Below are 24,236 nucleotides of genomic sequence, written 5' to 3'. Positions count from 1 at the left end.
TCGCCCGCGACCCGCCGTCAACCGCCCGTCAACTCCCCGCGCCCGACGGGGAGTCGAAACGGTTCTGCGCCGGGCCGTCAGGCCTCGCCCGCCGCCTTGCGCGTGTGCAGCTGACGCGCGACCTCCGCGATCGACCCCGAAAGGGACGGGTACACGGTGAACGCGTTCGCGATCTGTTCGACCGTCAGATTGTTGTCGACGGCGATCGAGATGGGGTGGATCAGTTCCGAGGCGCGCGGCGACACGACCACGCCGCCGACGACGATGCCCGTGCCGGGCCGGCAGAAGATCTTGACGAAGCCGTCGCGGATGCCCTGCATCTTGGCGCGCGGGTTGCGCAGCAGCGGCAGCTTGACGGCCCGCGCGTCGATCTTGCCGCCGTCGACGTCGGCCTGGGTGTAGCCGACGGTGGCGATCTCGGGGTCGGTGAAGACGTTCGAGGAGACGGTCTTCAGGTTGAGCGGGGCCACCGCGTCGCCGAGGAAGTGGTACATGGCGATCCGGCCCTGCATGGCGGCGACGGAGGCCAGGGCGAAGACGCCCGTCACGTCACCGGCCGCGTAGACGCCGGGGGCGGTGGTGCGGGAGACCTTGTCGGTCCAGATGTGGCCGGACTCGCGGACCCGGACGCCCGCCTCCTCCAGCCCCATCCCCTCGCTGTTGGGGATGGCGCCGACCGCCATCAGGCAGTGCGAGCCGGAGATGACCCGGCCGTCGGACAGCGTCACCTCGACCCGGTCGCCGACCCGCTTGGCGGACTCGGCGCGCGAGCGGGCCATGACGTTCATGCCGCGGCGGCGGAAGACGTCCTCCAGGACGGCGGCGGCGTCCGGGTCCTCGCCGGGCAGCACACGGTCGCGGGACGACACGAGGGTGACCTTGGAGCCGAGGGCCTGGTAGGCGCCGGCGAACTCCGCGCCGGTCACACCGGAGCCGACCACGATGAGCTCCTCGGGGAGCTCGGCGAGGTCGTAGACCTGGGTCCAGTTCAGGATGCGCTCGCCGTCGGGCTGGGCGTCCGGCAGCTCGCGCGGGTGGGCGCCGGTGGCGAGCAGGACGGCGTCGGCGACGAGGGTCTCCTCGGTGCCGTCGGCGGCCGTGACCACGACCTTGCGGGAGCCGTCCAGGGCCTGCATGCCCTCGAGCCGGCCGCGGCCGCGCAGCACGCGGGCGCCGGCCCGGGTGACGGAGGCGGTGATGTCGTGGGACTGGGCGAGCGCGAGGCGCTTCACCCGTCGGTTGACCTTGCCGAGGTCGACCCCGACGACCCGAGCCGTCTGCTCCAGCGGCGGGGTGTCGTCGGCGACGATGATGCCCAGTTCCTCGTACGACGAGTCGAAGGTGGTCATCACCTCTGCCGTGGCGATAAGGGTCTTCGACGGCACGCAGTCGGTCAGCACCGACGCTCCGCCCAGACCGTCGCAGTCGACGACGGTCACCTCCGCGCCGAGCTGCGCGGCCACCAGGGCCGCCTCATAGCCGCCGGGTCCGCCACCGATGATCACGATCCGAGTCACATGCTCCATTCTCCCGCACGGCCGACGGTGATAGCGCCCCGGGGGCGCGGCGAGGCCGCACTGTTACGGGAGTGACGCGTGCGCGGGCTGCCGTACTCTCCTCTACATGTCGCTCTACGCCGCGTACGCCGGCAACCTCGACGCGCGGCTGATGACCCGCCGTGCTCCCCACTCGCCGCTGCGCGCCACCGGCTGGCTGAACGGGTGGCGGCTCACGTTCGGCGGGGAGCAGCTGGGCTGGGAGGGCGCGCTGGCGATGGTCGTGGAGGACCCCGCTGCGCAGGTCTTCGTCGCGCTGTACGACGTCGCCCCCATGGACGAGGACTCCCTGGACCGCTGGGAGGGCGTCGGCCTGGGCATCTACCGCCGCGCCCGGGTCCAGGTCCACACGCTGGACGGGACGGAGTCCGCGTGGATGTACGTCCTCGACGGCTACGAGGGCGGCCTTCCGTCGGCCCGCTACCTCGGCGAGATCGCCGACGCGGCGGAGTCCGCGGGCGCGCCACACGATTACGTGATGGAGCTGCGGAAACGACCCTGCTGAAGGGGTCGGCTCCTTAGACTTGGGACATCTACGTACCAACGGGAGAGCGCATGTCGCGGGCTACCTATGCCGTCTATTACACGGTGCAGGCCGCCGAGGCCCGCGACCGGCTCGACGACCGGCAGCGCACCACGTTCGACAAGGGCATCGCCCTGTTGGCCCGAGACCCGTTCCCTTCCGTGTCGCGGCCCATGGGTTCCACCGGCGACGACCGCACGATCCGCCTCACACAGAACGTGCTCGTGGAGTACACGGTCAGCCGCGGCCGCCTGTTGATCTTCATCGTCGAGGTCTTCGACGACAGCGACATCCTGATCACGGACGTCTGACCGTCCTCCGATCGCGCTCGCCTCGTTGGAAACGACAAGACAACGATCGCCTTCCGGTGGGCTCTGTCATCTACGCGCGTAGGCCGGAACCGGCTACCCTCAGTCGCGTGAACGCATCTCTTCTCCCGGACGACATCCAGGGCGACCCCCACGCCGCCGCCGACGCCGCCGCCTCGCGCCTGCGCGAACTGACCGGCGCCGAGACCCACGACGTCGCCCTCGTGATGGGCTCCGGCTGGGCGCCGGCCGTGGACGCCCTCGGCGCTCCCGACGCCGAGTTCCAGGTCACCGAGCTGCCCGGTTTCCCGCCGCCGGCGGTGGAGGGCCACGGCGGCAAGGTCCGCTCGTACAAGATCGGCGAGAAGCGGGCCCTGGTCTTCCTGGGCCGCACCCACTTCTACGAGGGCCGTGGTGTGGCCGCCGTCGCGCACGGCGTCCGTACGGCGGTGGCGGCCGGCTGCAAGACGATCGTGCTGACCAACGGCTGTGGCGGCCTCCGCGAGGGCATGCGCCCCGGCCAGCCGGTCCTGATCAGCGACCACATCAACCTCACGGCGACGTCCCCGATCGTCGGCGCGAACTTCGTCGACCTCACGGACCTGTACTCGCCGCGGCTGCGCGCGCTGTGCAAGGAGATCGACGACACGCTGGAGGAGGGCGTCTACGCCCAGTTCCCCGGCCCGCACTACGAGACTCCCGCCGAGATCCGGATGGCTCGGGTCATCGGGGCGGACCTGGTGGGCATGTCCACGGTGCTCGAAGCGATCGCCGCGCGGGAGGCGGGCGCCGAGGTGCTCGGCATCTCCCTCGTCACCAACCTCGCCGCCGGTATGACGGGTGAGCCGCTGAACCACGAAGAGGTTCTTCAGGCGGGGCGCGACTCGGCGACCCGGATGGGGGCGCTGCTGACCCAGGTGCTGGACCGGCTGTAGGCATCGGTTCCGCCGGTGTCCGGGGGCTGGCGCCCCCGGGCCCCCGCTTCGGCCCTGAACGGGCCTCGTCCTCGAACTCCCCCAGAGGGGGGACCCCCAGACAGGCTGGATGATGCCGACCGGCGCCGCCGGAGCAGCCGCCCAAGAGAAGGTTGACCGACCGTGCACGACGATCTCATCGCCCGGGCCCAGACCTGGCTCGCCGAGGACCCCGACCCGGAGACCCGCGAGGAACTCGCCGAGCTGCTGGCCGCCGGAGACGTCGCCGAGCTCGCCGCCCGCTTCGGCGGCACCCTCCAGTTCGGCACGGCCGGCCTGCGGGGCGAGCTCGGCGCCGGCCCGATGCGCATGAACCGCTCGGTCGTCATCCGCGCGGCCGCCGGTCTCGCCGCGTACCTCGACGCCAAGGGGCAGCGCGGCGGGCTCGTCGTGATCGGCTACGACGCCCGTCACAAGTCCGCCGACTTCGCCCGCGACACCGCCGCCGTGATGACGGGCGCCGGGCTGCGGGCCGCCGTGCTGCCGCGCCCGCTGCCGACCCCCGTCCTGGCGTACGCCATAAGGCACCTCGGCGCGGTCGCGGGGGTCGAGGTCACCGCCAGCCACAACCCGCCGCGCGACAACGGCTACAAGGTGTACCTGGGCGACGGTTCGCAGATCGTGCCGCCCGCCGACGCCGAGATCGCGGCCGAGATCGAGGCCGTCCGCTCCCTGGCCGACGTGCCGCGCCCGGACGGCGGCTGGGAGATCCTCGACGACGCCGTCCTCGACGCCTATCTGGCCCGTACCGACGCCGTCCTCGCCCCGGACTCGCCCCGCACCGCCCGGACCGTCTACACGGCGATGCACGGCGTCGGCAAGGACGTCCTGCTCGCCGCCTTCGCTCGCGCGGGCTTCCCGGCGCCGGTCCTCGTCGCCGAGCAGGCCGAGCCCGACCCGGACTTCCCGACCGTCTCCTTCCCCAACCCGGAGGAGCCGGGGGCCATGGACCTGGCCTTCGCGACGGCCCGCGACAGCGGTCCCGACCTGATCATCGCCAACGACCCGGACGCCGACCGCTGCGCCGTGGCCGTCCCGGACGGCGGGGACTGGCGGATGCTGCGCGGGGACGAGGTCGGCTCGCTGCTCGCCGCCCACCTCGTGCGGCGCGGGGCCACCGGCGTCCTCGCCGAGTCGATCGTCTCGTCCTCGCTCCTCGGCCGGATCGCCGAGAAGGCCGGGCTGCCCTACGAGGAGACCCTCACCGGCTTCAAGTGGATCGCCCGCGTGGACGGCCTGCGCTACGGCTACGAGGAGGCCCTCGGCTACTGCGTGGACCCCGAGGGCGTCCGCGACAAGGACGGGATCACCGCCGCGCTGCTCATCACGGAGCTGGCCTCCGAGCTCAAGGAGGCGGGGCGCACCCTCCTCGACCTGCTCGACGACCTCGCCGTGGAGCACGGGCTGCACGCCACCGACCAGCTGTCGGTGCGGGTGGAGGACCTGTCGGTCATCGCCGACGCCATGCGACGACTGCGCGAGCAGCCGCCCGCCTCCCTCGCGGGGCTCGCCGTCACCCGCGCCGAGGACCTCACCCAGGGCACCGAGACGCTCCCGCCCACCGACGGCCTGCGCTACACCCTCGACGGCGCGCGGGTGATCGTCCGGCCCAGCGGCACCGAGCCGAAGCTGAAGTGCTATCTGGAGGTCGTGGTGCCGGTGGCCGAGCACTCGGGTCTGCCACAGGCCCGCGCCGCCGCCGACGTCCTCCTCGCGGCGATCAAGCGGGATCTGTCGGCGGCCGCGGGCATCTGAGTCCGCGCGCTCGACGGCCGCTTATCCGAAGCGGCCGTTGACGTAGTCCGAGGTGCGCGGGTCCTGCGGGCTGTCGAACATGGCGCTCGTGGGGCCGTGTTCGACGATCGCGCCGGGGGTGCCCTGCTCGGCGAGGAAGAACGCGCACTGGTCGGAGACCCGGGCCGCCTGCTGCATGTTGTGGGTGACGATCACGATCGTCACCTCGTCGGAGAGCTCGTGGATCGTCTCCTCGATGCGCCGCGTCGAGGTCGGGTCGAGCGCCGAGCACGGCTCGTCCATGAGCAGGACCCTCGGGCGCACGGCCAGCGAGCGCGCGATGCAGAGACGCTGCTGCTGGCCTCCCGAGAGCGCGCCGCCGGGCTGGCGGAGGCGATCGCGGACCTCCTTCCACAGGCCCGCCTTCGTCAGGCACTCCTCGACGAGCGTGTCCTTGGCGTCCCGGCCGGCCTTGATGCCGCCCAGCTTCAGACCGGCGGTGACGTTCTCGTAGATCGACATCGCCGGGAAGGGGTTCGGCTTCTGGAAGACCATGCCGATCTCACGGCGGGCGTGGGTGATGCGCCGCCCGCGGTCGTAGATGTCGTCGCCGTCGAGCAGCACCCGGCCCGCGAGGGAGGCGGAGCCGATCAGTTCGTGCATGCGGTTGAGGATCCGCAGGAAGGTGGACTTGCCGCAGCCGGACGGGCCGATCAGCGCGGTGACCTTGCGGGCGGGCATGGTGAGCGAGACCTGCTCCAGGACCTTGTGGTCGCCGAACCAGGCCGAGATGGAGTCGGCCTCCAGGGTGGCCGGGTTGCCGCCGCCCGCACGGGTGCGGGCCGGCTCGCCCGGTCGGACGCTCTCCAACTTGAGCGTGGGGCCCGGGATTTCGTCGACGAGCGTGTCGGGCGTCTCGGACATGTCGGGTGAACTCCTCGTCGATCAGAGCAGGTTGGGCAGCAGTCGGGTGGCGGCGCCGGAGACGGCGAGGCCCAGGGCGGCCAGGACGGGCACGGCGACGATCCAGGTCTGCCAGCGGCCCCACACGCGGTAGGCGGCCATGGTGAGCAGGGCGGCGAGCAGCAGCGCCTGCGACCAGAGGAACACCGGGAGCCAGGCGGCCTTCTCGCTGCCCAGCGCCTTCTCGGACTCGTCGAGCCAGCCGAGGGTGAGCGGGCGGGGCGGGGCGGGCTGCGCCGTGCTCGTCAGGGTCGCGTCGACGAGGACGGTGCCGGAGGGGGTGTAGGGGCCGCCGGCGGCGGTGATGAGCATCAGCCGACCCTGGCCCTGGCGGAGCGCGGGCGGCAGCGGATCGCCCTGGCGGCGGACGCCGGAGACGGTGTAGACGGCGGTGCCCTGACCGGTCGTCACCCGGATCTCGGCGCCGACCGGCAGCTGGTGGATGTCGTTGAACGGGCTGCCGTACCCCCACTGGCGGCCCATGATCACGCTGGTGCCGGCCTGTCCCGGCAGCGGGGTGTCCCGGCGGTGGCCGGGGCCGGACATCAGCACCCCGGAGGCGGTGCCCTCGGCGACGACCTCCTTCAGACCCAGCGCCGGGATGCGCAGCAGGGCCACGGGCGCGCCCGGCGTCACCAGGTCGCCCTCGTACGTCCGCTGCCCCACCGGCGCGATGCCGAGGGCGAGTTGACGGCGCAGTTCGTCGTAGGCGGTCTGCTGGTCACGGGCGTGCTGGAGGTGGCCCACGATGGTCAGGTTGGCCGCGAAGCCGAGCAGCAGGGCGGCGAGCACGCACAGCGCGGCGCCGGCGAAGGCGAGGCCGGCGCGCTCGCCCCGGGGCGGCCGGGAGGCGGGCGCCGGGTCGGGCTCGGGCGAAGGCGCCGGCGCCGGCGCCGCCTCGGCCGGCGGGGGCGGGGACAGCACGGTCACGGACAGCGCTCCTGTGAAGTGGTGTGTGGTGGAGAGACGACGGGCGCGGGCGGCGGGCCGGGAGCCCGCCGCCCGTGCCCCCGCCGTTATGAGCGCGGGTCGCCGAAGGTCAGCAGCCCGTTGCGGCGGCCGAACCGGATGAACAGGACGCCTGCCGTGAACAGGACGAGCGCGCCGACGCCGGAGAACAGCGCGATCTCGCTGCCGGTGGAGGCGAGGCCGCCGCCGGTCGTCGAGGTCCCCCCGGAGCCGGAGTCACCGCCGGTGGTCCCGGAGGTCGTGCCGGACGTCGTGCCGGAGGAGTCGCCGGTCGGGTCGTCGGTGGGGTCGGTCGTGGGATCGTCCGTGGGGTCGTCACTGGGGTCGCCCGTCGGGTCGTCCGTGGCGGTCGGCGACGGGGAGCCGGACGGCTCGCCGAGGGTGAAGGCCGCGGTGCTGAACTCCGCGCCCGTACCGCCGTTCACCTTGCAGTTCTTGCCGGTCGCGGTGAACGTCCAGGACGCCCGGCCGGCCACCGCGTCGTCGGGAACGGTGAGGGACGACCAGGTCGCCACTCCGCTCGCGTCGGCGGTGGCGGTGGGGAAGGCGGCGTCGTTGCCGCTCATCTTCATCGTGTACGCCGTGCCGGCCGTGCAGCCGCGGACGATCAGCTTGACCTTCTGGCCGCGCTGCAGCTGGGGTTCGGCGGCCAGCCGCACGTCCGAGGCGTCGCGGATCTCGTAGTCCGCGAGGTACACGAGCACGGTCGTGGCGGTCGCCTCCGAAGCGCCCCACTCGGCGGTGGACGTGGGGGTGAAGCGGGCCGTGACGTCGTGCCGCCCCTGGGGCAGGGTCGTCGTGCTGAACTCGGCCTTGCCGGCGGCGACCGTGCCCGTGCCCAGGACGGTGGCGCCCTCCAGGAAGGTGACGGTGCCGATGGCCGCGGCCGGTGAGACGGTCGCGGTGAGCTTGACGGCCGCTCCGGGCTCGGCGTCGGCGGGGACGGCCGCCAGGCTGAGGCTGGTGGCCGTGGCGCCCTCGCCGACCACCCAGGCGTCACCGGTCACGGTGATCTTCTGGGACCAGTAGGGGTTGCCCGGGACGATCGAGTCGGGCGCCTCGGCCCAGTCGAAGTTGTCCACACAGCGCAGCCGCAGCTCGTAGGTGCCGTCGCCGGTGATGACGTTCGCGAGGTCGGCGACCGCCAGGCCCGGGTTGTCCGCGGCGGCCAGCGAGATCGCCGAGGTGGCCGCGGTGTAGGGGCCCTTGGCGGTGATGCCGTTCAGCGCGGTGGCCTCCTTGCCGTCGGCCTTGACCACGTACAGCCTGAGGACGCTGTTCCAGTTGATCTCCTCGATGGCGGCGTCGGGGCACTTGCCGGGGAGGGACAGGGAGCCGGCGATGGGCTGCGGGTCGGTCAGCCTGCCGCTGCCGGGGGTCAGGGCGAACTCGCCGACGGAGGCGGCCCGGGCGGGCTGGGACTGGGTCACGGCCAGGGTCACCAGGCCCACGGCGAGCAGGGCGCAGGCGGCCAGGACGGCGGCCGTTCTTCGGATGGGACGGAGCACTGTCATTTCGTTGCCCCCCGGGGTCGGTTGACGGGTGTACAGGGACAGCGCGCGGAGCCGGGCACCTGACGGTGCCCGGCCGTTGCGCGGGATTCAGCGGACGATCACTGCTCAGCGCTCGCCCGTGAGGGTCGTGGCGCCGCAGTTGGTCGCGGCGCCGAACCCGTAGCCGGTGATGGTGGCGGTGTTGGCGCAGACCTTGGAGGCGGAGCCCACGAAGGTGTCCGCGATGACCGGGTCGGTGAGCCGAGTGCTCTGGACGACGTTGTAGACGTCCCGCAGGAAGCCGGCGTCGAAGTTCGTGTTCAGCGCGATCGCGGTGCCCGAGCCCGTGGTGGGGGCCAGGCCGTTGATGCTGCGCAGACGCGACTCGCCGCGGCGGTTCGGGACGTCGGCGAAGCCCTTGCCCTGGGCGATCCACTGGGCGATCGAGTACGGCATCAGCTGGGTGCCGTTGCTGATCGCCGTGCCGTCGTGCTCCTGGATGCCCTGGGTGACACAGGAGCCGACCTGGGTCTCGCTGATGCCGATGGCCGACAGCCAGAAGGTCCGGGTGCCCGAGCCGGTCTGCGGCAGCAGCGGCTGGACGGTGAACGAGGTGCCCGCGGCGTCGGTGTAGGTGCAGTTGGTGTAGATGGACGCCAGCTGCGCCTTCGTCAGGTTGGTCGGCACCGTGCTGCCCAGGTCGGTGGCGTAGGTGACGCCGTCCTTGGCGTACGGGATGAAGGTGAGGTCGGCGGTGGTGGTGTCGACCGGGCCGCGCGAGGAGCGGGCGAAGTCGAGGCAGCCGGTGGTGGCGGTGATGTCGTTGTTCAGCGCCGTGATGCCGGCCGAGGAGCCGTTCGGGCGGTTGATCGTGCAGTTCGGCTTGGCCGCCGGGTCCTTGGTGGTGATCGTGGTGTTGACGGGCGTGGCGTCGTACGACGCGATGACCTTGCCGTTGGCGTTCGTGATGACGTCGCCCAGGCCGTTCATGACGTACTGAGTGGTGTCCGAACCCACACCGGCGAGCTGACGGTACTCAGTGGTCGAGCCCGGGTCGGCCGAAGCCGGAGCGGCCAGGATGCCGAGACCGAGAGCGGCGACACCGAAAGCGGCGCCGACCTGAGCGCGAGACTTGACGTTCATTTCTGAACCCCTCGTTCTGGATTGCGAAGAATGGACTTTCAACAGAATCCGGATTTTCTTGCCGCCGACCCGTCGATCGGCCACTGCGTACATTTCCAGGATTTCCCGGCGATGGCCACGAACTGGCCATGAGGGAAAGGTGAATCGGAGATTTCCTAGGCACCCCCTAGGGGGACCGCCGTCCGGCAAGGCGCAGCATTATGGGACCGGAAAGCCCGGCTGCTCCGCCCACGAAAAGAACGACCAGAAGAACCCAGCGGACAATTCCCAGGACATCTTTGGGCGTGACTCCGCTCGCGGTTTCGGCGACATTCTCCTGGGGTCCCGCGGAGGGCACGGCGGAGCCGCCCGCGGCGTCGGCCACGGGGGTGGCGGAGGCGGGGCCGCCGGTTCCGCCGGTGGACGCGCCCCCGGTGTCCGCGCCGGACGAGGCGCCCCCGGTCCCGGAGTCCGATCCGCCGGTGCCGCCGGAGTCCGTGCCGTCGGAACCCGGGTCGGTCGCGGTCGCGCCGCGCTCCAGGGCGTCGGCGGCGGTCCGCGCCTGTGTGCGCTGCTGCGTCGGCAGGGGCGCGTATCCGGGGGGCAGTTCGCCCGCGGACAGGCCCGGTGTCTGGCCGGCTCCGGCCGCGTACCTGATGAACCTCGCGTACGCCTGGCGGGCCTTTGCGTCCTGGTTGACCGAGGCCGCGGCGTAGGCGACAGCGGTCAGCGGGTACGCCTGCCCCGTGGCCAGCGCCGGATCCGGCTCGAGCACGGTCGCGTCCACGGCGGACGGCCGCATCCGGCCGACGGCGGCCGTGAGGGTGTCGGTGGTGGGCAGCACGTAGGCGCCGCTCGCGTTGCGCAGGGCCGCCGTCTTCAGTCCGTAGCGCTCCGCCGACGCGGTGTCGACGATCGCCATGACGGCGTGCCGGCCCGACAGGGGCACCTCGTTGGCGAGCTTGGGCGGGGCGTTGTTCCCCGGCTCCCACTTGACGACGTTGTTGTTGTTCCCGCGGCGGGTGCGCAACGCGCCGTCGTGCAGGTCGGCCGTGTACGGGTCCAGGTCCGTCACCGCGTAGGTGAGGGCCGGCTCCCCGTTGGCGAGCGCCGGCGACCGCGTCGGGTCCACCTTGGGGAAGTCGGTCAGCGATGTGGCCGCGGCCAGGTCCATGTCCTTGTAGTAGCGGTTCACCTTCATTCCCCAGGGGTCTGCCTGACCGGAGAGGAAGTCCCGGGCCTCCTGGTCCGACTGGAGCCAGTTCCAGACGAGCCGTGTGGTGTCGGAACTCGTCAGGGGAACCATGAGGCTCGTCGGCTGTCCGCTCAACGCCGGGAATTCAGGGTTCAGCGCCTTGAATTCCGGATCCTGGTTGAAGAACAAGGGATTTCCGGCCAGATGGTCCGGAGCGTCGGCCAGGGTCACGTCCTTGACATAGGAATGCGTGAGCATCTTGGCGACGAGGCGTGGGGTGAGTTTCATTTCCTGCACGACGCCGGACGCGCTTTCCATGAAGAACGCGACCGTCAGCCCGGACACCGCCACCGGTGCGTGCACGACCTTCGGCGCGCCTTCCGTGGGGGCCACCGGATCGACGGTGAAGCCGAGTACGGGCGTCTCGGCCGTGGTGGCCTGCACCTGGCCCCTGGCGGGCTCCTCGCCGCCCTGGGTGAAGGCGAAGGTGCTGCCGGTGGAGGTGCAGAGCTTCGGCTGCCAGGAGGTGACGGCGTCCGTCGCCAGCTCCGAGCCCGCGGTGGGCCGCTCCGGCTGGCCCGCCGGGCAGAACTCGTCGACCGGCAGGAAGTCCAGCTCGACCACCAGCCGCTGGGCCCAGTTGGTGGTGGACAGGGGCGAGCCGTCGATCGTGCCGTCCTGGCCCGGTCGTGTGACGTCCGTGCCGTCGGCGTTGTGCGTGCCGCGCGGCACGACGACCAGCCAGCACGACCGGGGCACGGGGGTGGCCCCGGCGGGCGCCGTGTTCAGTCCGCACCCCAGGTGGGGGGCCTGGATGCCGTCCTGGACCTCGAAGGTCGTCTCGCCCTCGCCGCCCGCGAAGGTGCGGTTGGCGGGCTGCTCGTTGGTGTCCAGCGGGCCGAAGTAGGTCTTGTCGTTGGGGGTCGTGGTGGGCGGGAAGTCGCCGGCGGGGCGGAACGGGACGAACGCGCCGGGGCCCGTGTACTGCGTCTCGTCGAGGTCGGAGCCCACGGGGAGCGAGCGGCCGTCCACGCCGGTGCCCGGGAGCGGGATCCCGGATCCGCCGTACACGCACTGCTCGCGCGTGGGGCCGGTCGCGTCGTCGCCCCAGCACTGCATGATCTGGAGGTAGTCGGTCCACAACGCCGTGTCGGTCGTGGTGGGCGCGCCGCCCTCCCAGGTGACCCGCACGCCCTGGGTGCGCAGGTTCTTCGTCTGGTGGACCGTCACCTTCAGCCCGGAGAAGTCGTCGTACTTGCCCTGCTTCCCGGTCACCGTCACCGCGGAGCCGTCCGCGGCCGCGGCGGGCGTGGCGGCGGGCGGCACCGGCAGCACGGCCAGGACGAGGCCGGCCACCAGGGCGCCCACGGCGGCGAGGACACGCGACCGGGGCACGGCCGCCGGCCGGAGCGGGGCGGTCATGCCGAACCTCCGTCGCGGCGCGTCCGGTTGGACATCAGTCGGCCGATCAGCGGCGGTCCCACGACCACGCCGAGCAGCAGGACGGCCGACAGCGCCATCAGCGCGGTGCGCAGCCCGAGAGAGTCGCCGGAGGCGAGGGAGACCGGGCTCGCGGCGACCGAGGTGTCCCCGGTGCCGCCGTCCGCGCCGAGCACCTCACCGGTGTCGGGGTCGACGACCGTGCCGCCGGTCGTGCCGCCCGTCGCGGTCGATCCGCCGGTCGTGCCGCCGGTGGCGCCGCCCGAGCCGGTCGTCCCCGAACCGCCCGTCGCGGTCGAGCCGCCGGTCGTGCCGCCGGTGGAACCGGAGCCGCCCGAGCCACTGCCGCCGCTGCCGGAGGACGTGGTGGGCGTCCTGGCGCCGCCGGTGCCGGCGGCGCACTGGTCGGAGCCCTTCTTGTCGCAGGCCTGCGGGTACTTGGCGTTCTTGGCCAGCAGGTTCGTCCCGTCGCTGGAGAACGTCGGGTTGTTGCACTTGCTGATGTTGATGTTCTCCACCTGGGCGCCGGGGATCTTGCGCACCTGTTCCATGGCGGCCTCGACCAGGTTGATCGGCAGCGGCGAGTAGCCGAGCCGGTCGGCCTGCTGCTGGCCCTCGCACAGGAAGTAGTTGCTGAACGCGCTCAGCGTGGCGCCCTTGGCCTTGGTGAAGTCCATCTCCTCCCGGATCGGGATGATCATGTAGCTGTAGCTGGACAGCGGGTAGGTGCGCCGGTCGCCGTAGGTGTAGACGGTGTCCAGGTTCTGGGTCAGGTAGTTCGCGGAGCGCGGGTCGTTGTTGATCTTGGCCTTGGTCAGCGCGACGGCCACGGCGGAGGCGGTCGGCTCGACGTAGTAGCCGGACTTGTTGAGGATCTTGGCCACCGGGAAGCCCGCGTTCGTGGCGTACGAGTACTCGACGTAGGTGATGGCGCCCTCGGCCTGCGGCTGCTTGGTGTAGCCCGCGACGCCGAGCGAGCCGGACTGGGCGACGAAACCGGAGCCCGGGATGTTCGGGAAGTACGAGGTCAGACCGCAGGGTGTGGGCTTGCCCGCCCGACGGCAGTAGTCGTTCCAGAGCGCGGAGTGCTGCTTGGACATCCACAGCGTGAACTGCGCGGTGGTGCCCGAGCCGTCGGAGCGGATGACCGGGACGATCCGGCGGGCCGGCAGGGCCAGCTTGGGGTTGTCCGCCTTGATCTCCGCCGCGTTCCACATCGTGAGCTTGCCGGTGAAGATCTTGGTGAGGACGTCCCCGGACAGCCGCAGGTTGGTGACCCGATGTCCGCCGATCTTCAGGTTGTACATGAACGACGTACCGCCGGCCACGATCGGCATATAGGCGTACTTGCGCTGCGGCGGGGTGTCCGTCGCGCCGAACTCGGTGAGCCCGTAGGGGATCTCGGACACGCCGAAGTCGGAGGATCCGTTGGCGAACTGGGTGCGGCCGACCGTGGAGCCCACCGACTGGTAGTTCACGGTCATGCCCTGCTGACGGACGTTGCGGCGCCACTGCTCGATGGCGTTGGCGCTCCACGTAGAGCCGGAGCCGCTGATCTTCACATAGCTAGCGGCCTCGGCCCCCGGCGGATGCAGGGCGAGCAGCGCGCAGACCAGGGCGACGACCAGCGCCCACGCCTGGTACACACGCAGGGCGCGCGGACGACGGACGGGTGCGGGTATCACGTGGTGCTCCTCGTCGATGCGGAACCGGTCGAAAGGGAGGCGGTCGATGCCGGACTCGCCGCGGCGCCGGCGCGGCCGCGCGCGGCGAAGCGCTGCGCGTCACGGCGGGACCCCCTGACCCGGCGGTGCTCCTGACGGCGGGTCAGCCGGCCCGGCCCGCGGCCGCCGATGACCCGGGCGACCACGAACAGGACGAGCACCAGCATCAGCAGGACCGCCGCGGTGCCGAAGCCGCGGGCGATGTAGGTGGGCTCGGGGGACTTGACGAGTTCGAAGGCGGCCAGCGGCAGCGACACCATCGGGTCCTTGAGCGGGTCGGTGTTGAGCTCCGCGGTGAAGCCGGCGGTCAGCAGGACGGGCGAGGTCTCGCCCACCCCGCGCGCGGTGCCGAGGATGACGGCCGTGGTGAGCCCGGACCGGGAGGTGGGCAGCACCACGTGCCAGACCGTGCGCCAGCGCGAGGTGCCGAGCGCGTAGGACGCCTCCCGCAGCGTGCCCGGGACCAGCCGGATCACCACGTCCGAGGCGCGGATGACGATCGGCAGCATCATCACGGAGATCGCGAGCGCCGCGGCGAGCCCGGACCGGTCGAAGCCGAGGCCCAGGATGATCGTCGCGTAGATGAACAGACCGGCCACGATGGACGGCAGCGCGGTCATCGCCTCGACGATGGTGCGCACGAACCGGCTGAACGGGCCCGGCACCTCGTTCAGGAAGACCGCGCACACCAGCCCGGTGGGGATGCAGATCACCAGGGCGATGGAGATCTGCCACAGCGTCCCGACGATCGCGTGCAGGATGCCGCCGACGCTCAGCGGCTCCACCGGCCCCGCGTCGGCCATCGACTGCGTGTAGAAGTTCAGGTGCGGCAGCGCCTCGCGGCCCTCGTAGAGCGTGTAGACGACCACGAAGGCCAGCGCGGCGAGCATCACCAGGCCGAGACTCTGGACGACCACGGCGGCCACCCGGTCGCGGACGGCGGGCCCGTCCTCGTCGAAGGAGACGAGCAGCGCGTAGAGGCCGACGAAGAGCGCGTAGGCGACGACGAGGAAGCCGAGGGCGCCGTTGAAGGGCAGCATCCGGTCGAACAGCAGCCAGGTGACGGCGAGGGCCGCGGCGCCGGCGCCCAGCAGCGCGTACACGTCGGTGGCGTGCAGCGTGGCCAGGTTGCGGCGCGATTCTTCGCGCGTCGACCGGCCGCCGGTCCTGCGGGCGGGCAGCTCGGTGGCCGCAGCCCGGTCGCCGGGCGGGCTCTGGGGGGCGGTGACGGTCATCGGGGCTCGTTCTCCTCAGGAGTCGCTCGTCGCGCCGGAACGGCTGCGGGCGACGATCGACGAAGCGGCGAAGTTGACGACGAGGGTCATCAGGAAGAGCGCGAGGCCGGCGGCCATCAGCGCCGACATGCCGAGGTCGGTCGCCTCGCCGTAGCGCAGGGCGATCAGCGAGGAGACCGAGCTGGTGCCGTTCTGCAGGATGTGCGGCTGGATCGCGAAGACCGGCGAGATGATCAGGTAGACGGCGATGGTCTCGCCGAGAGCCCGGCCCAGGCCCAGCATGGTGCCGCCGATCATGCCGCCCTTGCCGAAGGGCAGGACGACGCTGCGGATCATGCCCCAGCGGTGCGCGCCGAGCGCGTACGCGCCCTCCCGCTCGCCGACCGGGGCCTGCGAGAACACCTCCCGCACCACCGAGCAGATGATCGGCGCGACCATCAGGGAGACGACGATGCCGGCGATGAAGGTGGAGGAGGTGAAGACCGTCGCGGTGGCGAGCGGGTCCGTCGGGTCGGCGCCGTCGACGCTGAACAGCGGGATCCACCCGAAGTAGGTGGAGATCCAGCGGGACAGGGTGACCACATGCCCCTGGAAGAAGAACAGCCCCCACAGGCCGTAGACCACGGACGGCACGGCGGCCATCAGGTCGACGACGCTGATGAGGGTCTGGCGGATCCGCGGCGGCGCGTACTCGGAGATGTACAGCGCGGTGCCGATCGCCAGCGGGACCGCGCACACGATCGCGACCATGGCGATCAGCACGGTTCCGACGATCACCGCGGCGATGCCGAAGTTGCCGCCCTCGGGCTCCCACGCCTCGGTGGTGACGAAGCCCCACTTCGCGACGGACAGCGCCTGCCAGGCCCGGTACGTCAGAAAGCCGCCGACGAGCAGCATGATCGCGAGCACCAGCGTGCCGCCGCCGCGCAGGACGCCCCGGAACACACGGTCCGGTATGCCCTGGTCGGGGTACAGGCGTCTGGGAGGGTCGTCCGCGGGGGCCACGGACCGCTCGATGATTCGCGTCGTCACACATGACGACATTTCTGAGGTGGGATGGACGCGTGTAGACCTGAACGTGAACGAGACGCCCCCGCGGGGCAACTTCCGATGTTGACGTGAACGCGGCGACAGGAGGGGGCAGACAGGAGAGGGCAAGGGTCCGAACCCTTACGGGCGGCGGTCCCTTGCCCCTGGCCGACGGCCGATCCGACGGCCGATCCGACGGCCGATCCGTCAGCTGTTCGCGCGGCTCACTGCTCCGTGCGGCTCACTCGCCGTCCCCCCACGGAATCACCCTGCCCGCCCCGAGCTCGGCCAGCAGCGCCCGGAACCGCTCGTACGCCGCCTGGCAGGTCGAGTGCCGCTCGTAGGCGCGCGAGGACACCGCCACGACGCCGCCGACGGGGTCACGTAACCGCCAGACCCAGCCGCTGCCCTCCGAGGTGTGGTGCACCGCGCCGGCCAGCTTCCCGACGTCGGCGCAGGTCCGTTCGAAGGCGGTTCGGCACTCGCCGTAGTCCCGGTACGTTCTCGCGGCCACAGCGATCACCCGCCCGTTCGTGGCGGTCAGTCTCCACGAGTAAGTGCCATCTGCACCTATGTCTATTTGACAGCGCGTGCCGGGTGCGGCCGCGCCCCCCATTCTTGCCGACATCCATCCCCACTCCTGTATCCCCAATCAGGAAGCCGCACGAGTCGGCGTTGGTTCACCGGTCGCACGGCACCCGCAGGTTAGTGAGCGGACAGACACAGAGGATCAACAGCTTCGCTATTTTTCACTCGAAAGTTGCCCCTAGTTCACACACCGATCGACAGAAAACGACAGGAGTGGGCGTATTCGCCATGCCGAGCCCGCGGCACGCGTAGGTGGCGGCCAGGTCCACCGAAATTTGCACCGAATTTCCCCTTCGGTTTTCCACGGAATCGGCCCGCCCGATATTTCTTTTCACGACAAACGCCCACGGCATTCATATTTCACATTGGGGAATTCGCATGCGTATGTACTCCGCAGTCGCCGCCGCGTGCGGCGTCGTGGCCCTGTCCGCCCTCGCCGTTCCCACCGCGCACGCGGACGAGCGGTTCGGCGACACCGACATCACCGGTGTGATCGTGGGCGACGGCCGTCCCGTCGTCGTCGGCACGAGCGCGAGAACCGTCACCGTCGAGGTCACCGCGACCGACCCGACCGGCCTCGACCAGATCAACGCCACCCTCTACCACGGCTCGTTCGCCGCCCCGGACGCCACCGTGGCCCCCGCCGCGGCCTGCGGCCCGACCACCGACACCACCAGCACCTGCACCCTGACCTTCACCCTCACCCCCGGCACCGCCCCGGCCACCGACGCCCAGGCCGGCGCCTGGAGCGTCAGCGCCTACGCGATCGGCGCCGACGGCGACGCCGAGTTCCTCGACGCCGCGGCCGGCTTCAACGTGCGGCGCGAGTCACAGGCGACCGTCGCCGCCACTCCCGCGCGGGTGAAGTGGGGCCGCACCGTCACCCTCACGGGCGGCGTGACCAACGCCGGCTGGGCGACCGGCGCGTCCGTGCCCGCCGAGGCCGGACAACCCGTCGAACTCCAGTTCCGCCCGAAGGGCAGCAGCTCCTTCTGCACCCTGAAGACCGTCTCGACGGCCGCCGGCGGCGCCCTCTCCACCACCGTCCGCGCGTACACGGACGGCACCTACCGGTGGTCCTACGCCGGCACGGCGAGCACCGCGCCCGCGCTCTCCCCGGGCGCCTTCGTCGACGTCGTGGGCTGACCCCCGGACCCGACCGCGCCGGGCTCCCCGCACGGGAAGCCCGGCGCCGAACCCGGCGCCTGCACCGCCCCGCGCACCCCGCGAGCCGTCATGCCAGGAGGAGCACCGCCGCCGCGCCCACGGCCCCGATGACGACCCCGAGCGGCCACAGCAGCCGCCCGCGCTGCCGGTCGTCCCCCACGCCGACCGGCCGCAGCGCCGGCTCCCGCCACATCGCGGTGATCTCGGCGGCCGTCCGCTCGTAGGGGTGCGACCTGCCGAGCCTGCGCTCCAGCCACCGCCAGCGCGGCGAGGCCACCGTCCACTCCTCGAACGACGCCCGCTTGCTGTCGATCCGCAGCTGAAAACCCTCGCACCGGACGACCCTGATGTGGTCCCAGGCGATGTGCCGGGTCTCCCGGAAGCCGTTGAACCACAGGCCCTCGCGGTCGGCGGTGATCCGCCAGGCGAGTCGGCGCGGCAGCAGCAGGGCGGCGAGCAGGCTCAGCGCTAGGCCGTAGACGAACCCCCACCACCCGGACTCCCAGAGGGTCACGACGTACAGCACCCCCGCCACGACGGCGAACCGGTCGGCCCACCCCGCACGCCAGTGCCGGACCTCCACCGGCGCCTCCCGGCCGGCCCCCTCGGCGACGGCCGCGGCGGCGGCCCGGCGCAGCGCCTCGTCATGAGCCTCGTGACCGGCCTTCCGCTTCTCCTCCCGGACCACCCGCCGGACCGCGCCGACCGTCATCGGCCGCACGGGCCCCACCGACGCCTCCACCACGGGCGGCTCACCGGCCTCGTCCGAGGCGGCGACGAACACGATCTCGGCGCCGTCGTAGGGGACGCCGTACATCACGCCCTCCCGCAACGGCCCGGCGCGCCCGGCGTCGACCCGCTCGATCAGGTCCCGAAGCTCGTCGTCATCGTCGTCGGCATCGCCGTCTTCGTCGTCATCGTCTTCGTCGTCGCCGTCGTCCGCCGAGTCGTCGAGCTCGGAGGTGGCGACCGTGAACAGGGGCCGCAGCGCGGCGATGTCGTCGGCGGCGAAGACCTCGGTGTCGACGTCGCTGTTCTCGCGCAGGAGCACGCGCAGCACCGGGACGGGCGCCCCGCGCAGGGCGAGGGCCCGGCGGCGGCCCAGGGCCCCGGAGACCAGCAGGGTGAGGCCGAGCCCGGCGAGGCTCCAGGCGGCCCCCGGGGTCGCCTGCCGGTCGTCGACACTGCCCCAGAGGTCGGCGGTCGCGTGGAGCACTGCGCCGGCGACGACCGTGACGAGCCCGGACCCCAGCAGGAACGTGCCGCGTTCCACCCGTCCGAACATGGTCCCCGACACCACGGCGGTCGCACCGCCGGCAGCCGCAAGGCCCTCCGCCCGCTGCCGCCTGCGCGCGACGAGCCGCAGCCAGACGGTCGCCCAGACTCCCACGAGCACGGCCGCGAGCCCCCACCGCAGACCCCAGTGCAGGTCCCCGAGCGCCAGCACCACGACGAGGGCGACGGGCGCGAGGACCGCGGCCGCCTCGGGCCGCAGCACCAGCCACACGAGGTGCAGCGCGACCAGGGCCGCGCCCCACGCGGGCAGCGCGCCGTTCGCGCTCAGCAGACCGGCGCCGGGCACGGCCAGCAGCAGCAACGGCACGACCACCGAGAGCCGCGCCCGCACAGGCACCCAGCGCGGGGGCAACGCCCGCGCCCAACGCTCCGCCTGCTCACCGTCCCAGGACGGACAGCCGTCCGGTATCGCCGAACCGGGCAGCCGCAGCACCCCACCGGAATTCGTACTCATCGCTCCCCCAACCCACGGGCCCCGGCAGGAAGGCCGGCACGGCGACCGGGGCGAGCGCCGATGATGACCGACAAACCTGTGACCGGGGAAGTCTCCTCCCGATCACCCCCCGATCCCCCGATCACCCCACAGCCAGCAGAATCCCCAGCACCACGGCCCCGGCCGCCGCCGGTCCCAGGATCTCCCAGGCCCAGCGCACGGTCACTTCCCCCTGGGCGCTCTCGTCCTTCTCGTGCGCCTCCCACAGCTGCCGGAGCTCGTCCATGACCCGGTCGGTCTCGGCACGCGCGGGCCCGTCCGGCACGGCACGGCCGGCCCGCGCGCGACCGCCGCCGCCGAAGCCGCCGAGTGGGCCGAGCCCGTCGGCGCCCCGGGAGGCGGTCCGGCCGTCGCGCTGCTCGGCCCTCGCGCGGCTCTCCTGCCGGGTCGCGCGCTTGCGCCCCCGCAGCGAGACGGGGACGGACCACAGCTGGAACTTCTTGCCCGACGCGGCGACGACCTCGTTGGAGTAGCCGGACCGCAGTGCGGCGACCTGCCCCCAGGGCAGCACGATCACCCGGAACGGATTGCGCACCCGCAGCCGGTCCTCGCCCGCGTACACGGCGGGCCGCAGGGTGAGGGCGACGGTCAGCGGCACGACCAGGATCAGCACCGCCAGCGCCAGCCACGGCGTGCGCCCCTCGCCCGCGACGATCGCGTCGATGCCCAGCCAGCCGACCAGCCCCAGCAGCAGCACGCCACCGACGAGGCCCCCGGGCGACCGGTAGATGCGGTCCTTGGTCGCGACACCCGAGGCAACCGACGTCCCGGACGCCTCGCCAGCCGCGGACACCTCGCCAGCCGCGGACACCTCGGACGCCTCGCCAGCCGCGGACGTCTCCGAGATCTCCGGCGTCTCCGGCGTCTCCGGTGTCTCGGAGGGCCCCGAGGGCCGGCGCGCTGGTTCCTGGTCTTCCGGGCTCGTCATGGCCCCGATTCTGCCCGACGACCGCGGCCTGCTCCCACGCGGAGCCCGCGCGCGCGTCGACGGCCTGCGGCACCCCCGAAAGGACTTCCGGGGGTGTACACCCGCTACGCGCGTAGATATGCTCGTCTGGTGACCATGCCCACCAATGCACCTGCACCCACGGCAGCGCAGGCACTCACGGACGTGACCTCGTCCGACACCTCGCTGCGCCGCTTCCTCCACGGGCTGCCCGGCGTCGACGCGGTCGGCCTGGAGGCGCGCGCCGCCGCGCTCGGCACCCGTTCCATCAAGACGACCGCCAAGGCGTACGCCATCGACCTCGCGATCTCGATGGTCGACCTGACGACGCTGGAAGGCGCGGACACCCCGGGCAAGGTCCGGGCGCTCGGCGCGAAGGCGGTCCGTCCCGACCCGACCGACCGGACGACCCCCGCCACGGCCGCGGTCTGCGTCTATCCCGACATGGTGGCCGTCGCCAAGGAGGCCGTCGCGGGCTCCGGCGTCAAGGTCGCCTCGGTCGCCACCGCCTTCCCGGCCGGCCGCGCCGCCCTCCCCGTCAAGCTGGCGGACGTCCGTGACGCGGTCGCCGCCGGCGCCGACGAGATCGACATGGTCATCGACCGTGGAGCGTTCCTCGCGGGCAGGTACATGAAGGTGTACGACGAGATCGTCGCCGTGAAGGAGGCCTCCGGGGCGGCCCGCCTCAAGGTCATCTTCGAGACGGGCGAGCTGTCGACGTACGACAACATCCGACGGGCGAGCTGGCTCGGCATGCTGGCCGGGGCGGACTTCATCAAGACGTCCACCGGCAAGGTCGCCGTCAACGCCACCCCCGCCAACACCCTGCTCATGCTGGAAGCCGTACGCGACTTCCGGCAGCAGACCGGTGTCCAGATCGGTGTGAAGCCCGCCGGCGGCATCCGCACCACCAAGGACGCGATCAAGTTCCTCGTCCTGGTGAACGAGACCGCGGGCGAGGACTGGCTGGACAACCACTGGTTCCGCTTCGGCGCCTCCTCGCTTCTGAACGACCTGCTGATGCAGCGTCAGAAGCTGGCCACCGGCCGCTACTCCGGCCCCGACTACGTGACGGTGGACTGATCACCATGGCTTCGGTATTCGAATACGCACCGGCGCCCGAGTCCCGCTCGGTCGTCGACATCGCCCCCTCCTACGGCCTGTTCATCGACGGCGAGTTCGTCGAGGCGGCCGACGGCAAGGTCTTCAAGACGGTCAGCCCCAGCACGGAGGAAGTCCTCTCCGAGATCGCCCAGGCGGGCGAGGCGGACGTCGACCGTGCGGTGAAGGCCGCCCGCAAGGCCTTCGAGAAGTGGTCCGAACTGCCGGGCTCCGAGCGCGCGAAGTACCTCTTCCGCATCGCCCGCATCATCCAGGAGCGCAGCCGCGAGCTCGCCGTCCTGGAGACCCTCGACAACGGCAAGCCCATCAAGGAGACGCGCGACGCCGACCTCCCCCTGGTCGCCGCGCACTTCTTCTACTACGCGGGCTGGGCCGACAAGCTCGACCACGCCGGGTTCGGCGCGAACCCCAGGCCCCTCGGGGTCGCCGGCCAGGTCATCCCGTGGAACTTCCCGCTGCTGATGCTGGCGTGGAAGATCGCCCCGGCGCTCGCCACCGGCAACACGGTGGTGCTGAAGCCGGCGGAGACCACTCCCCTGTCGGCGCTGTTCTTCGCGGACGTCTGCCGCCAGGCCGGCCTCCCCAAGGGCGTCGTCAACATCCTCCCGGGCTACGGCGGCGCGGGCGCCGCGCTCGTCGCGCACCCGGATGTGAACAAGGTCGCCTTCACCGGCTCCACGGCCGTCGGCAAGGAGATCGCGCGCACGGTCGCGGGCAGCCGCAAGAAGCTCACCCTCGAACTGGGCGGCAAGGGCGCCAACATCGTCTTCGACGACGCGCCGATCGACCAGGCGGTGGAGGGGATCGTCAACGGGATCTTCTTCAACCAGGGCCAGGTCTGCTGCGCGGGCTCCCGGCTCCTCGTCCAGGAGTCGATCCAGGACGAGCTGCTGGACTCGCTGAAGCGCCGCCTCTCCACCCTCCGCCTCGGCGACCCGCTCGACAAGAACACGGACATCGGCGCGATCAACTCCGAGGAGCAGCTCTCCCGGATCACCTCGCTCGTCGAGCAGGGCGAGGCGGAGGGCGCCGAGCGCTGGTCCCCGGACTGCGAACTGCCCACCGCCGGATACTGGTTCGCGCCGACGCTGTTCACGAACGTCACCCAGGCCCACAAGGTCGCCCGCGACGAGATCTTCGGCCCGGTCCTGTCGGTCCTCACCTTCCGCACGCCGGACGAGGCCGTCGCCAAGGCCAACAACACGCCGTACGGCTTGTCGGCGGGCATCTGGACGGAGAAGGGCTCGCGCATCCTCGCGGTCGCGAACAAGCTGCGCGCCGGTGTCGTCTGGTCCAACACGTTCAACAAGTTCGACCCGACGTCGCCGTTCGGCGGCTACAAGGAGTCGGGCTTCGGCCGCGAGGGCGGCCGCCACGGCCTGGAGGCGTACCTCGATGTCTGACCGCTTGACTGTGCTGAAGACCTACAAGCTGTACGTCGGCGGGAAGTTCCCGCGTTCCGAGAGCGGCCGGGTGTACGAGGTGAGCGACTCCAAGGGCAAGTGGCTGGCGAACGCCCCGCAGTCGAGCCGCAAGGACGCCCGTGACGCGGTCGTCGCCGCCCGCAAGGCGTTCGGCGGCTGGGCCGGGGCGACGGCGTACAACCGCGGGCAGGTCCTCTACCGCGTCGCGGAGATGCTGGAGGGCCGCCGGGACCAGTTCACCCGTGAGGTCGCCGACGCCGAGGGCCTGTCGAAGTCCAAGGCGGCTCTTCAGGTGGACGCGACGATCGACCGCTGGGTCTGGTACGCGGGCTGGACCGACAAGATCGCCCAGGTCGTGGGCGGCGGAAACCCGGTCGCGGGCCCGTACTTCAACCTCTCCTCCCCCGAGCCCACCGGCGTGGTCGCGGTCCTGGCCCCCCAGGAGTCGTCGTTCCTGGGCCTGGTGAGCGTCCTCGCCCCGGTGATCGCGACGGGCAACACGGCGATCGTGATCGCGAGCGAGAGGTCCCCGCTCCCCGCGCTCTCCCTCGCCGAGGTCCTGGCCACCTCCGACGTCCCCGGCGGAGTCGTCAACGTCCTCTCCGGCCGTACGGCGGAGATCGCGGCGCCCCTGGCCGCGCACCAGGACGTCAACGCGATCGACCTGGCCGGCGCCGACGAGGCGCTGGCGAAGGAACTGGAGATCGCGGCGGCCGACAACCTGAAGCGCGTTCTTCGTCCACAGCCTGTGGACGACTGGTCGGCGGCTCCGGGCACGGACCGTATGACGGCCTTCCTGGAGACGAAGACGGTCTGGCACCCGACGGGTTCGCTGGGCGCGTCGGGCTCGGCGTACTAGACCAGCCCCAAAAGACGCGGAAGCCGCGTCGCCCCTCCGTCCGGGGGCGACGCGGCTTCCGTCCATGAAGAAGCGG

The 24,236-nt window shown here is 71.9% G+C and carries 20 protein-coding genes; 8 read left to right on the top strand and 12 right to left on the bottom strand.

Annotated elements, in window-relative coordinates; genetic code table 11:
• Nucleotides 1-77 precede the first annotated feature (77 nt).
• Nucleotides 78-1,526 carry an NAD(P)H-quinone dehydrogenase gene (locus ABZ725_RS02525; protein ID WP_358800957.1) on the bottom strand — a complete coding sequence of 483 codons (1,449 nt, stop codon included), beginning with the start codon at nt 1,524-1,526 and terminating at the stop codon, nt 78-80.
• A 97-nt stretch (nt 1,527-1,623) separates the two neighbouring features.
• Between ABZ725_RS02525 and ABZ725_RS02520 the strand changes: the two genes are divergently transcribed.
• The 4 genes from ABZ725_RS02520 (at nt 1,624) to ABZ725_RS02505 (ending at nt 5,116) form a co-directional block, all read left to right on the top strand.
• Nucleotides 1,624-2,061, top strand: coding sequence for a gamma-glutamylcyclotransferase (locus tag ABZ725_RS02520; RefSeq protein ID WP_351908833.1), 438 nt, complete (start codon nt 1,624-1,626; stop codon nt 2,059-2,061).
• Nucleotides 2,062-2,111: 50 nt separating this feature from the next.
• The gene (locus tag ABZ725_RS02515; RefSeq protein ID WP_358800956.1) at nt 2,112-2,390 is read left to right on the top strand and encodes a hypothetical protein; all 279 of its coding nucleotides are present in this window, start codon (nt 2,112-2,114) and stop codon (nt 2,388-2,390) included.
• 107 nt (nt 2,391-2,497) lie between these two features.
• Nucleotides 2,498-3,322 carry a purine-nucleoside phosphorylase gene (locus ABZ725_RS02510; protein ID WP_358800955.1) on the top strand — a complete coding sequence of 275 codons (825 nt, stop codon included), beginning with the start codon at nt 2,498-2,500 and terminating at the stop codon, nt 3,320-3,322.
• A gap of 162 nt (nt 3,323-3,484) precedes the next feature.
• On the top strand, nt 3,485-5,116 hold the full coding sequence (locus ABZ725_RS02505; protein ID WP_358800954.1) for a phospho-sugar mutase: 1,632 nt from the start codon (nt 3,485-3,487) through the stop codon (nt 5,114-5,116).
• Nucleotides 5,117-5,137: 21 nt separating this feature from the next.
• On the opposite strand, the gene ABZ725_RS02500 is transcribed toward ABZ725_RS02505, so the two are convergent.
• From ABZ725_RS02500 to ABZ725_RS02460, 9 genes are all read right to left on the bottom strand, one after another.
• Nucleotides 5,138-6,019, bottom strand: a complete 882-nt coding sequence (locus tag ABZ725_RS02500; protein ID WP_358800953.1) for a phosphate ABC transporter ATP-binding protein — start codon at nt 6,017-6,019, stop codon at nt 5,138-5,140.
• A 21-nt stretch (nt 6,020-6,040) separates the two neighbouring features.
• A complete protein-coding gene (locus ABZ725_RS02495) occupies nt 6,041-6,988 on the bottom strand; it encodes a class E sortase (protein WP_358800952.1) in 948 nt (315 codons plus the stop codon).
• An 86-nt stretch (nt 6,989-7,074) separates the two neighbouring features.
• Nucleotides 7,075-8,541: an Ig-like domain-containing protein gene (locus ABZ725_RS02490; RefSeq protein WP_358800951.1), complete on the bottom strand. Its 1,467-nt coding sequence runs from the start codon at nt 8,539-8,541 to the stop codon at nt 7,075-7,077.
• Nucleotides 8,542-8,646: 105 nt separating this feature from the next.
• Nucleotides 8,647-9,663: a hypothetical protein gene (locus ABZ725_RS02485; protein ID WP_358800950.1), complete on the bottom strand. Its 1,017-nt coding sequence runs from the start codon at nt 9,661-9,663 to the stop codon at nt 8,647-8,649.
• A gap of 166 nt (nt 9,664-9,829) precedes the next feature.
• Nucleotides 9,830-12,259, bottom strand: a complete 2,430-nt coding sequence (locus ABZ725_RS02480; protein ID WP_358800949.1) for a hypothetical protein — start codon at nt 12,257-12,259, stop codon at nt 9,830-9,832.
• A complete protein-coding gene (gene pstS / locus ABZ725_RS02475; RefSeq protein WP_358800948.1) occupies nt 12,256-13,962 on the bottom strand; it encodes a phosphate ABC transporter substrate-binding protein PstS in 1,707 nt (568 codons plus the stop codon). The genes ABZ725_RS02480 and pstS overlap by 4 nt, the downstream gene beginning before the upstream one ends.
• Nucleotides 13,959-15,236, bottom strand: coding sequence for a phosphate ABC transporter permease PstA (pstA, locus tag ABZ725_RS02470; RefSeq protein ID WP_358800947.1), 1,278 nt, complete (start codon nt 15,234-15,236; stop codon nt 13,959-13,961). The genes pstS and pstA overlap by 4 nt, the downstream gene beginning before the upstream one ends.
• 15 nt (nt 15,237-15,251) lie before the next feature.
• The gene (pstC, locus tag ABZ725_RS02465) at nt 15,252-16,268 is read right to left on the bottom strand and encodes a phosphate ABC transporter permease subunit PstC (RefSeq protein ID WP_358800946.1); all 1,017 of its coding nucleotides are present in this window, start codon (nt 16,266-16,268) and stop codon (nt 15,252-15,254) included.
• Between the two features lie 238 nt (nt 16,269-16,506).
• Complete coding sequence (locus ABZ725_RS02460) at nt 16,507-16,779, bottom strand: hypothetical protein (protein WP_358800945.1); 273 nt, start codon at nt 16,777-16,779, stop codon at nt 16,507-16,509.
• A 452-nt stretch (nt 16,780-17,231) separates the two neighbouring features.
• Between ABZ725_RS02460 and ABZ725_RS02455 the strand changes: the two genes are divergently transcribed.
• Complete coding sequence (locus ABZ725_RS02455; protein ID WP_358800944.1) at nt 17,232-17,999, top strand: calcium-binding protein; 768 nt, start codon at nt 17,232-17,234, stop codon at nt 17,997-17,999.
• Nucleotides 18,000-18,087: 88 nt separating this feature from the next.
• Here ABZ725_RS02455 and ABZ725_RS02450 read toward each other — a convergent pair whose 3' ends face one another.
• Nucleotides 18,088-19,770 (bottom strand): hypothetical protein, encoded by a 1,683-nt coding sequence (locus ABZ725_RS02450; RefSeq protein ID WP_358800943.1) that lies wholly within the window; start codon nt 19,768-19,770, stop codon nt 18,088-18,090.
• Between the two features lie 121 nt (nt 19,771-19,891).
• Nucleotides 19,892-20,737 carry a PH domain-containing protein gene (locus tag ABZ725_RS02445; protein WP_358800942.1) on the bottom strand — a complete coding sequence of 282 codons (846 nt, stop codon included), beginning with the start codon at nt 20,735-20,737 and terminating at the stop codon, nt 19,892-19,894.
• Nucleotides 20,738-20,872: 135 nt separating this feature from the next.
• Here ABZ725_RS02445 and deoC point away from each other — a divergent pair, with 135 nt between their 5' ends.
• Genes deoC through ABZ725_RS02430 form a run of 3 tightly spaced genes read left to right on the top strand, consistent with a single transcriptional unit; the run spans nt 20,873 to nt 24,160 of the window.
• On the top strand, nt 20,873-21,838 hold the full coding sequence (deoC, locus tag ABZ725_RS02440) for a deoxyribose-phosphate aldolase (RefSeq protein ID WP_351908859.1): 966 nt from the start codon (nt 20,873-20,875) through the stop codon (nt 21,836-21,838).
• Nucleotides 21,839-21,843: 5 nt separating this feature from the next.
• On the top strand, nt 21,844-23,280 hold the full coding sequence (locus ABZ725_RS02435; RefSeq protein WP_358800941.1) for an aldehyde dehydrogenase family protein: 1,437 nt from the start codon (nt 21,844-21,846) through the stop codon (nt 23,278-23,280).
• Nucleotides 23,273-24,160 (top strand): aldehyde dehydrogenase family protein, encoded by an 888-nt coding sequence (locus ABZ725_RS02430; protein WP_358800940.1) that lies wholly within the window; start codon nt 23,273-23,275, stop codon nt 24,158-24,160. Before ABZ725_RS02435 ends, ABZ725_RS02430 begins: the two co-directional genes overlap by 8 nt.
• Nucleotides 24,161-24,236 lie beyond the last annotated feature (76 nt).

Source organism: Streptomyces sp. NPDC006872 (genome assembly GCF_040635845.1).
GTDB lineage: Bacteria > Actinomycetota > Actinomycetes > Streptomycetales > Streptomycetaceae > Streptomyces.
This window is presented reverse-complemented; position numbering and strand designations above follow the sequence as displayed.

What these genes read in the sequence shown, in the direction of transcription:
- ABZ725_RS02525 (WP_358800957.1), bottom strand. Translation starts at nt 1,526, where the DNA reads ATGGAGCATGTGACTCGGATCGTGATCATCGGTGGCGGACCCGGCGGC.
- ABZ725_RS02520 (WP_351908833.1), top strand. Translation starts at nt 1,624, where the DNA reads ATGTCGCTCTACGCCGCGTACGCCGGCAACCTCGACGCGCGGCTGATG.
- ABZ725_RS02515 (WP_358800956.1), top strand. Translation starts at nt 2,112, where the DNA reads ATGTCGCGGGCTACCTATGCCGTCTATTACACGGTGCAGGCCGCCGAG.
- ABZ725_RS02500 (WP_358800953.1), bottom strand. Translation starts at nt 6,019, where the DNA reads ATGTCCGAGACGCCCGACACGCTCGTCGACGAAATCCCGGGCCCCACG.
- ABZ725_RS02490 (WP_358800951.1), bottom strand. Translation starts at nt 8,541, where the DNA reads ATGACAGTGCTCCGTCCCATCCGAAGAACGGCCGCCGTCCTGGCCGCC.
- ABZ725_RS02485 (WP_358800950.1), bottom strand. Translation starts at nt 9,663, where the DNA reads ATGAACGTCAAGTCTCGCGCTCAGGTCGGCGCCGCTTTCGGTGTCGCC.
- ABZ725_RS02480 (WP_358800949.1), bottom strand. Translation starts at nt 12,259, where the DNA reads ATGACCGCCCCGCTCCGGCCGGCGGCCGTGCCCCGGTCGCGTGTCCTC.
- pstA (WP_358800947.1), bottom strand. Translation starts at nt 15,236, where the DNA reads ATGACCGTCACCGCCCCCCAGAGCCCGCCCGGCGACCGGGCTGCGGCC.
- ABZ725_RS02455 (WP_358800944.1), top strand. Translation starts at nt 17,232, where the DNA reads ATGCGTATGTACTCCGCAGTCGCCGCCGCGTGCGGCGTCGTGGCCCTG.
- ABZ725_RS02450 (WP_358800943.1), bottom strand. Translation starts at nt 19,770, where the DNA reads ATGAGTACGAATTCCGGTGGGGTGCTGCGGCTGCCCGGTTCGGCGATA.
- ABZ725_RS02445 (WP_358800942.1), bottom strand. Translation starts at nt 20,737, where the DNA reads ATGACGAGCCCGGAAGACCAGGAACCAGCGCGCCGGCCCTCGGGGCCC.
- deoC (WP_351908859.1), top strand. Translation starts at nt 20,873, where the DNA reads ATGCCCACCAATGCACCTGCACCCACGGCAGCGCAGGCACTCACGGAC.
- ABZ725_RS02435 (WP_358800941.1), top strand. Translation starts at nt 21,844, where the DNA reads ATGGCTTCGGTATTCGAATACGCACCGGCGCCCGAGTCCCGCTCGGTC.
- ABZ725_RS02430 (WP_358800940.1), top strand. Translation starts at nt 23,273, where the DNA reads ATGTCTGACCGCTTGACTGTGCTGAAGACCTACAAGCTGTACGTCGGC.